The organism is Polynucleobacter sp. 39-46-10 (genome assembly GCF_002282275.1).
In genome coordinates, this window is record NZ_NCJB01000365.1 from 1 (window position 1) to 2,120 (window position 2,120).

2 protein-coding genes and 1 pseudogene are annotated in these 2,120 nt (G+C 49.3%); 2 read left to right on the forward strand and 1 reads right to left on the reverse strand.

Translation table 11 applies throughout. The features are described from left to right. The first annotated feature begins 43 nt into the window (after window positions 1-43). A complete protein-coding gene (locus B7X71_RS15680; protein WP_293601407.1) occupies window positions 44-1,093 on the forward strand; it encodes an RluA family pseudouridine synthase in 1,050 nt (349 codons plus the stop codon). Next, window positions 1,068-1,865: a peptidoglycan editing factor PgeF gene (gene pgeF, locus B7X71_RS15685; RefSeq protein ID WP_293599457.1), complete on the forward strand. Its 798-nt coding sequence runs from the start codon at window positions 1,068-1,070 to the stop codon at window positions 1,863-1,865. The genes B7X71_RS15680 and pgeF overlap by 26 nt, the downstream gene beginning before the upstream one ends. Before the next feature lie 157 nt (window positions 1,866-2,022). Here pgeF and B7X71_RS15690 read toward each other — a convergent pair. Further along, a pseudogene (locus B7X71_RS15690) lies at window positions 2,023-2,120 on the reverse strand (TIGR00730 family Rossman fold protein); the annotation flags it as partial.

Genomic DNA, 2,120 nt, shown 5'->3' on the forward strand with positions numbered 1-2,120 from the left:
GCGTCTGTAATAACGTCCGACATAACTAAAAGGCTCTTTAAGCGTGGCATTGCCGCATACTCCCGATTCGAATCCCATTGATTATATCGATGATGAGGATTTCATTGCCCTAGAAGTTCCTGCTGAGGTCAGCGGAGAGCGCTTAGATAAGTTTCTTGGGGGTGCTTTACCTGATTACTCCCGCAATCGACTCAAAGCTTGGGTTGAGGCTGGGGCAGTCACGGTGGATGGAAAAGTCACCAAAGTACGCCATTTACTGCGCGGAAGCGAGAGCATTAAGGTATTTCCACAGGAAATGCCCGAACAATTTGCCTTTGCCCCGGAAGATATCCCCCTCGATGTTGTCTATGAGGATGATTCCATCATTGTGCTTAATAAACCCGCTGGACTTGTCGTACATCCAGCTGCTGGAAATTGGACGGGAACCCTATTAAATGGCCTGTTATATCGTTTCCCAGAGCTAAAAAATTTACCAAGGGCTGGCATTGTCCATCGCTTAGATAAAGATACGTCTGGACTGATGGTCGTAGCTCGCACGGATATTGCGCAAACCTCACTAGTAAGACAGCTTCAGGAGCGAACTGTTGGGCGGCGCTACCTTTCTTTAGTTTGGGGTGATGCGCCTTCTCAGGGCAAGGTATTGGCAACCGTAGGTCGTGATCAGCGTGATCGCCTCAAAATGGCTGCTGGCTCCGCCCAAGGTAAACCGGCTGCCACTCTGTTCCGACGCTTGGCCAAAGGGACTTTTTTAGAAAGTCCAGTTGCCTTGCTGGAATGCCGTCTGGAAACTGGCCGCACCCATCAAATCCGTGTGCACCTTGAATCTTTGGGCTTCCCACTCTTGGGTGACCCGGTTTATCGCAAAAGAACGCCTGGAGCAGCAAAAACATTACCCTTCAGTCGTCAGGCTCTGCATGCTTATGCCCTCAGTTTGCAGCATCCATCGACACAGGATGTGATGACCTGGTTTAGATTGCCCCCTCAAGATTTAATGAATTTGCTGCCTCTGCTTGGAATGAGTGAGGCAGACCTACCTAAAGAAGATGCCTTAATGGCATCCATCAAAAATGATCAGCGCAATTCAGCAGATTGAGCCAACTTGGCTTGTACCCAAGCAAATTCAAGCTTTTTGTACGACTCGGGAGGGTGGGGTTAGTAAACCTCCTTTTAATAGCCTTAATCTCGGGCTGAATGCTGGCGATGATGTAGACGATGTGGTGCAAAACCGCAGAGCCTTACGATCACACCTTCCTGCCGAACCAGCTTGGCTTAAGCAGATTCATGGCACTAAGGTGAGCACTCCGACCTCAAGAAGTGCTTTGCTTAGTGGGCCATTTGAAGCGGATGCCTCTGTTACCAATATTCCAAACGAGGTACTGGCCATCCTAACGGCCGATTGCATGCCGGTATTGTTCTCAAGCAAGAATGGTGATGTTGTTGGGGCAGCTCATGCTGGCTGGCGAGGTCTCAGTGGCGGAGTTTTAGAAAATACCATTCGGGAACTGCGTCATTTATCCCCGGACCTGCTACCAAAAGATATTGTGGTGTGGATGGGTCCTGCAATCGGACCTACTGCATTTGAGGTTGGTGAAGATGTGCTGCAAGCGTTTGCCGGCCAATCTCAAGCTATTTTATCCGAGGCATTTAAATCTATTGCTGGTAGTCCTGGAAAGTATTTTGCCAATTTATATCTACTCGCTCAGGACCGTTTACGCTCTGCTGGCATTGAGAGGGTCTATGGCGGCGACTTTTGCACATCCAGTGATTCAGTAAATTTCTTTTCCTATCGCAGAGACAAAGTAACCGGTCGATTCGCTTCCTTAATTTGGATCGCGGGCAAGACTCCATCTTCGGGTTATTACTAGCTTAGCCCTAGGGCTAGGGTTAGTGCGTATAACCCTTACAGCCTGATAGTTGGAGAATGAACCTAATTAATTAACGAGATCATTATGTTTGCAGGTATGAATACGGGTGTTGCGCCATCTTTGGCACCGTACCACATGGCATTAATTTCATCTGGAGTTTGCGCTCGTGCATGGTCTCGACGACCACCGTTTCGGTGAGCGCCGGATGGCCCGCCTCGCGCTGCAGAAGGAAGTCCGGGATGATCCCGATCGCAG